6 protein-coding genes are annotated in these 6,405 nt (G+C 59.8%); 1 reads left to right on the top strand and 5 read right to left on the bottom strand.

Going from position 1 to position 6,405, the window contains the following annotated elements; all coding sequences use genetic code 11:
• Nucleotides 1–3: 3 nt before the first annotated feature.
• From AB4Z23_RS16390 to AB4Z23_RS16370, 5 genes are all read right to left on the bottom strand, one after another.
• Nucleotides 4–699 carry an ABC transporter ATP-binding protein gene (locus AB4Z23_RS16390; RefSeq protein WP_441360348.1) on the bottom strand — a complete coding sequence of 232 codons (696 nt, stop codon included), beginning with the start codon at nucleotides 697–699 and terminating at the stop codon, nucleotides 4–6.
• A gap of 12 nt (nucleotides 700–711) precedes the next feature.
• Nucleotides 712–1,536 carry a carbohydrate ABC transporter permease gene (locus AB4Z23_RS16385; protein ID WP_003510506.1) on the bottom strand — a complete coding sequence of 275 codons (825 nt, stop codon included), beginning with the start codon at nucleotides 1,534–1,536 and terminating at the stop codon, nucleotides 712–714.
• Nucleotides 1,537–1,548: 12 nt separating this feature from the next.
• Nucleotides 1,549–2,421, bottom strand: a complete 873-nt coding sequence (locus AB4Z23_RS16380) for a carbohydrate ABC transporter permease (RefSeq protein WP_013761441.1) — start codon at nucleotides 2,419–2,421, stop codon at nucleotides 1,549–1,551.
• A 71-nt stretch (nucleotides 2,422–2,492) separates the two neighbouring features.
• Nucleotides 2,493–3,770, bottom strand: a complete 1,278-nt coding sequence (locus AB4Z23_RS16375; RefSeq protein WP_035199362.1) for a D-tagatose-bisphosphate aldolase, class II, non-catalytic subunit — start codon at nucleotides 3,768–3,770, stop codon at nucleotides 2,493–2,495.
• On the bottom strand, nucleotides 3,767–4,774 hold the full coding sequence (locus AB4Z23_RS16370) for a tagatose kinase (RefSeq protein WP_161986949.1): 1,008 nt from the start codon (nucleotides 4,772–4,774) through the stop codon (nucleotides 3,767–3,769). The genes AB4Z23_RS16375 and AB4Z23_RS16370 overlap by 4 nt, the downstream gene beginning before the upstream one ends.
• Nucleotides 4,775–5,085: 311 nt before the next feature.
• On the opposite strand from AB4Z23_RS16370, the gene AB4Z23_RS16365 reads away from it, so the two are divergent.
• On the top strand, nucleotides 5,086–6,399 hold the full coding sequence (locus AB4Z23_RS16365) for an ABC transporter substrate-binding protein (protein ID WP_013761438.1): 1,314 nt from the start codon (nucleotides 5,086–5,088) through the stop codon (nucleotides 6,397–6,399).
• Nucleotides 6,400–6,405 lie beyond the last annotated feature (6 nt).

Raw genomic sequence — 6,405 nt, 5'->3', positions numbered from 1 at the left:
GCGTCATATCGCGATGCCCTTGTCATCGAACCTGTGGATTTTGGCATCATCTGGTGTGATGAAGACGGTATCGCCGTGTTTGCATTCGAATTCACCGTCGGTTCTGGCGGTGATGGGGCCGATGCCGGGGACGTCGAGGTGGAGGAAGGTGTCGGAGCCGAGATGTTCGGCGACCGTGACCTTGCCCTGCCACAGGCCGGTTTCTTTCGACAGCGTCAGGTGCTCGGGCCGCACGCCGGCGGTGGGTTCGCGCACGATGGCGCGGCCGATGGCGACGCGCTGGCGCTGGCCGCCGGACAGTTGCGAGGGCCGGCGTTCGAGATAATCGGTGAGGTTAAGGATGCGGGCGGCATCGTCGACCTTCTTGTCGATGACAGCCTTGTCGAGCTTGGCCATCTTCAGTGGGAAGGCGATGTTGTTGCGCACGCTCATATGCGGATAAAGCGCATAGGACTGGAACACCATGGCAAGGCCGCGCTCGGCCGGGGCCTTTTCGGTGGCGTCGTTGCCGTCGATGACTATTCTGCCGCCGGAGACGTCTTCCAGCCCGGCAATCAGGCGCAGCAGCGTTGACTTGCCGCAGCCGGACGGGCCGACGAAGACGACGAACTCGCCGTCATGGATATCGAGATCGATCGACGGGATGACTTTTGCCTCGCCGAAGAGCTTGGACACGTTCTGAAGGGAAATGCTGCCCATTATTGTCGTTCCTTATTTCACGGCGCCAAAGGTGAGGCCACGCACGAGTTGTTTCTGCGAGAACCAGCCGATGACGAGAATGGGGGCGATCGCCATCATCGAGGCGGCCGAGAGCTTGGCCCAGAACAGCCCCTGCGGTGAGGAGAAGGAGGCGATGAAGGCCGTCAGCGGCGCCGCATTGGTGGTCGTCAGCCGGATGGTCCAGAAGGATTCGTTCCAGGCAAGAATGACGTTCAGGAGCAGCGTCGAGGCAATGCCCGGAACCGCCATTGGGGTCAGTACATGCACGATCTCGTTCCAGAGCGAGGCACCATCCATGCGGGCTGCTTCAAGAATCTCGCCGGGGATTTCGCGGAAGTAGGTATAAAGCATCCACACCACGATCGGCAGGTTGATGAAGGTGAGCATGACGGTCAGCCCAATGCGGGTATCAAGCAGGCCGGCATTGCGGAAGATCAGGTAGATCGGCACCAGCACCGCCACCCCCGGCATCATCTTGGTGGAGAGCATCCACATCAAAATGTCCTTGGTGCGTTTGGTCGGCGAGAATGCCATGGCCCAGGCGGCGGGAATGGCGATCATGAGCGCGATGATCGTCGAGCCGAGCGACAGCACGACCGAGTTCATGAACGGCTTGAAGTAATCGCGCTGGGTCTGCACGGTGATGTAGTTTTCGAGCGTGCCCGAGGGAATGAGGCTGAAGCCTGCGATCGCCTCCGGCTCGGTCTTGATCGAGGTGAGGAAGGCGTAAAGGATCGGGAAGAACAGCAGCAACGCCACGGCCCATGCCGCGATGGTGAAGCCGATCTTTGCGCGTGTCGTTGTCTTGCGGGCCATGATCGCTTCTCCTTAACGGTCGAGGTTCTTGCCGACGGCGCGCATCAGGAAGATGGCGACGATATTGGCGAGCACGACGGCGATGATGCCACCGGCCGATGCGCCGCCGACGTCGTAGCCCAGAAGCGCCGTGCGATAGATGAGGAAGGCAAGGTTGGTCGAGGCATAGCCGGGGCCGCCATTGGTGGTGACGAGGATTTCCGCGTAAACGCCGAGCAGGAAGATCGTCTGGATGAGGATGACGACGGTGATGGCGCGGGCAAGATGCGGCAGCGTCAGGTAGATGAAGCGGTTGATGAAGTTGGCGCCATCCATCTCGGCCGCTTCCTTCTGCTCGCCATCGAGCGACTGGAGGGCGGTGAGCAGGATCAGCGTGGCAAAGGGCAGCCATTGCCAGGCGACGATGATGATGATGGAGAGCAGCGGAAACTGCGCGAACCAGTCGACCGGCTGCAGGCCGAAGAAGCGCGACAGATCGGCAAGTACGCCGTAACCGGGATGCATGATCATGTTCTTCCACACCAGCGCCGCGACAGGCGGCATGACGAAGAAGGGCGAGATGATCATGATGCGCACGATGCCCTGACCGAAGATGTCCTGGTCAAGCAGAAGCGCAATCGCAATACCGCCGATGACGGTGATCAGAAGCACGCCGCCGACGATGGCAAGCGTGTTGAAGATCGACTGGAAGAAGGCCGGATCGGTATAGAAATACTGGTAATTGAACAGGCCCGCGAAGCTGACATTGGCAGGGTTGAGGAGATTGTAGTTCTGGAACGAAAACCACAGCGTCATCGCCAGGGGCACGATCATCCACACCAGCAAAAGCAGCACCGAAGGCGCAAGCATAACCCGCGCCAGACCGCTCGTGTTTCGTGTTGCCATTGGTAGTCCCCTCCATGACCGATACCCGCAACGTCTCCGCCGGGGCATCCGAATTTAACTTGACGATTGTCTTAGCAGCGACCTTCGCCCGTCGCCGCATGGTAGGTTGCTAGCACCTGATCCACCGCGGCGATCAGAACCTCCTCCATATCCTTGCCTGCAACCGTGGCGAGCGGCAGCTCGCCGAGGTATTGGCGCAGCAGGGTTTCGGGAATTGTCTTCCCGTCAAGCGCCTTATGCAAGGCGGAAACGGCTGCGAGCGCCTCGGGCCTTGTCCAGTAATAGCGAATGCGGTCGCTGTAGCTGTAGTGACGCTGCAATCTGAGCGTGATGTCATCACCATGGTAGTGACCCTGCCAGTCGCCGGGCGCGCCGAGCATCAGCTGTTCCATGGTCCGCGCCAGCGGCCGGTCGCCATAGCCGCCGACCATCTCGGATGCGATCATATCGAGAGCGTAGAGTGCTTCGCGGTAAGCGAAGGTCAGCCCCGGACCGACTTTCAGGATCGGATATCCATCGCGCACAAGGGCGCCAAGCGCTGCTCTCGTTTGATAATCCGTCGAGTGCGCCTCAAAGACCAGTTGCGGTTCGCCGTCCAGTACGGCGCTGAGCGCCGTGGCCGCATCCGGATTGTAAGCGACGACATTGTCGCTGCCGAATTCCACGCCGGGCTGCACGACAAAGGCAATGACCCGTTCGAACGCATCGGAAAGACCGTGCTGCGCGAATATCTCACGGTGCAGGTCAATGGTCGTGCGCGCCGCCTGCGGCTCGGTGGGCGCCACCGTGTCGAGCACGTGATCGGCGCCGCCCGGCACCGGCACTTCGGTGCCGAGAATGTAAAGCGGTTTTGGCAGGCCCGCCTCCACGGCTGCCTTTTCGGCGACAGCCGCGAGTTTTGCCGCACGATTGGCAATGGTCACGTCATCCAGTGCGGCCGGCTCACCGGCGCAGCCCATCGACGCATCCAGATGAATCTTGCGAAAACCGGCTGTGACATAGGCTTCGACCATGGTGGCTGCTTTTGTCAGCGCGTCCTCGGCTTTCTCCTTGCGCCAGGGATTGGGACCGAGATGATCGCCGCCGAAAATCAGGAGCTCGCCGGGCAGTCCTTCTTCCTGCGCAATGCTGTTGACGAAGGTAACGAAGTCGCGCGGCGTCATGCCGGTATAACCGCCGAGATGATTGACCTGGTTGCAGGTGGCCTCGATCAGCACGGCTGTTTGACCGGCAGCGGCGCGGCGGATTGCGGCGCGCAGGACAACGGGGTGGGCAGAGCAGACCGAAGTGATGCCTGCGGGCTTGCCGGCACGGCGCGCGGCGGCGAGGTTTTCCAGAATGGCGGTCATAGGACTTCCTCCGACAATAGCGCGGTCATGAAGGCGTCAAGTTCGGCAAGGCTGGCAGCGCCCTCCATGGGGCCGCGCTTTATGACGTTGTGCGCGCCGGATGCATTGGCATAGGCGAGCGCTCTTTCGGGATGCATGCCGAGGCGGCGGCAGGTGAGGTAAGTTGCGCCGAAACAGTCGCCGGCGCCGGTCGGATCAATTTCCGAGACCGTCAGTCCGGGGGCGTCGATGCGGCCATAGGCGCGGCTGAAGTGGCTGGCGCCTTGCGCGCCGCGCTTCAGCACGATCTCGCCGATACCGGAGGCGAGGAGCTTTTCTATCGCTGCGTCCTCGTCATCCAGACCGGAGGCAGCTTGAAGTTCTTCGCCGGAAGGCAGCAGAAGGTCGGTGACATCAAGGAGATCGTCGATCAGCTTGCGGCCCTCGTTACCCTGCACCAGTTCCTTGCGGATGTTCGGATCGAAAGACACCGAGCCGCCGCGCGCCTTGACGCTTTTGATCGCCTCGAGAATGATCTCGCCGATACCGGCAATCGCAAATGCCGATCCCATGACGTGCACATGGCCCGCCTGTTCGATGAGAGCCTGCGCCTTATCAGTCATGTGCGTTTCGCGCGCTGCCGAATGGGCGATGTTGAAAACGAAATCCCGTGCGCCGTTTTCCCTGTAGCGGACAAAAGCGCTGCCGGTCGGCCGGTCCGCAATGGTGGCGATGGCCGATATGTCCACGCCGTCACGGCGCAGCCGCTCGATGTTGAGGCGGCCGAAATCGTCATCGCCAACCGCCGCGATAATGCCGGCGCTGCCGCCGCAACGCGCGACCTGATCGATGAAAATGGCGGGCGCGCCGCTTGGAAAGGGGCCGATCAGCGTTTGCGGCTCGAGAAAGCCGTCGCCCACTGTCGTCGCCATGATTTCCACGAGGATTTCACCCGCCGTAATGGTCGGGCCTTTCGCGTGCGGCGCAAGTGCGGATACCTGCCTCATCATCTCCTCCATATACATTCGGCTCCCACCTTTCCGGTGGGTACAAATCCCCGGCGTCCCGGCTCTGTTATTTTCCGGATATCAGCTAAAATTTACGCGCGTCAAGATATTTTTTGATGATGTTTTTGTTGCGATGCAGCAAGTAAAGCGGATCATGTAATTATTTTTGATGACATTATCGAATTTAAAACAGCGAGTTATAGCAATATATCCAAGAGTGCTCACGTCACAGTTTATTTTTGGATGTTGACAAATGGCGCGATTTTGCGAGATAAAAATTTACGCATGTATTGTTATGCGTGGACATCCGTAAAGGAGGAGCGGGTCTCATGAGCAAATTCATTGGAATTCTGTCGTCGTCTGTGGTTGGAGCGGGCCTTTTGGCCGGACTTGCGCAGGCGGAAGAAATCAACATCGCCACCGTCAACAATGGCGACATGATCATCATGCAGAAGCTTTCCAGCGCCTGGGAGAAGGAAACAGGAAACAAGATCAACTGGATCGTGCTGGAGGAGAATGTTCTGCGCGAACGCGTCACCACCGATATCGCCACCAATGGCGGCCAGTTCGACATCATGACCATCGGCGGTTACGAAGCGCCGATCTGGGGCAAGCAGGGCTGGCTGGCTCCGGTCGATGATCTCGGCGACGATTACGATTACGCCGATCTGCTCGATCCGATCAAAAAGGGCCTGACGGTGGACGGCAAGCTTTACGCGGTGCCGTTTTATACCGAAAGCTCGTTCACCCTTTACCGCAAGGACCTGTTCGACGCGGCCGGCCTGAAAATGCCTGATAATCCGAGCTACGACCAGATCAAGGACTTCGCGGCCAAGCTGACGGACAAGTCGAAACAGCAATATGGCATTTGCCTGCGCGGCAAGCCGGGCTGGGGCGAGAACATGGCTTTCCTCGGTACCATGATCAATACCTATGGTGGACGCTGGTTCGACATGGACTGGAAGCCGCAGCTGACGAGCGAGCCGTGGAAAAAGGCGATCTCGGATTATGTTGCGCTGATGACCTCCTACGGCCCGCCCGGTGCGGCGACCAACGGCTTTAACGAGAACCAGACGCTGTTCGCATCCGGCCATTGCGCGATGTGGATCGACGCCACCTCGGCTGCGGGACGTATCTACGATCCCAAACAGAGCCAGGTTGCCGACAAGACCGCTTTCACCCGTGCTCCGGTAGAGGCAACGCCGAACGGATCGAGCTGGTCGTGGTCATGGAACCTTGCAATTCCGAACACAACGAAGAAGCTCGAAACCGCCAAGTCATTCGTTAAATGGGCGACCTCGAAGAACTATGTGAAGACGGTCGGCGAAAGCGAAGGCTGGGTCGCCGTGCCGCCCGGTACGCGCAAATCCACCTATGAGCTGCCAGAATACAAGAAAGCCGCACCCTTTGCGGATACGGTGCTGAAAGCCATCATGTCCGCCGATCCGTCGAAGCCGACAAAGGATCCGGTTCCCTATACCGGCGTGCAGTTCGTCGCCATACCGGAATTCCAGTCGATCGGCACGGTTGTCGGCCAGCAGATTGCGGCAGCACTCTCCGGCCAGCAGACCGTCGATACGGCGCTCGAAGGCGCCCAGAAACAGGTCGAGCGTGATATGACCCGCGCGGGCTACATCAAGTAGCCGCGT

Source organism: Agrobacterium sp. MCAB5, from assembly GCF_052114365.1.
GTDB classification, from domain to species: domain Bacteria; phylum Pseudomonadota; class Alphaproteobacteria; order Rhizobiales; family Rhizobiaceae; genus Agrobacterium; species Agrobacterium tumefaciens.
The sequence above is the reverse complement of the archived record's forward strand: the minus strand, read 5'-3'. Positions and strand labels throughout refer to the sequence as shown.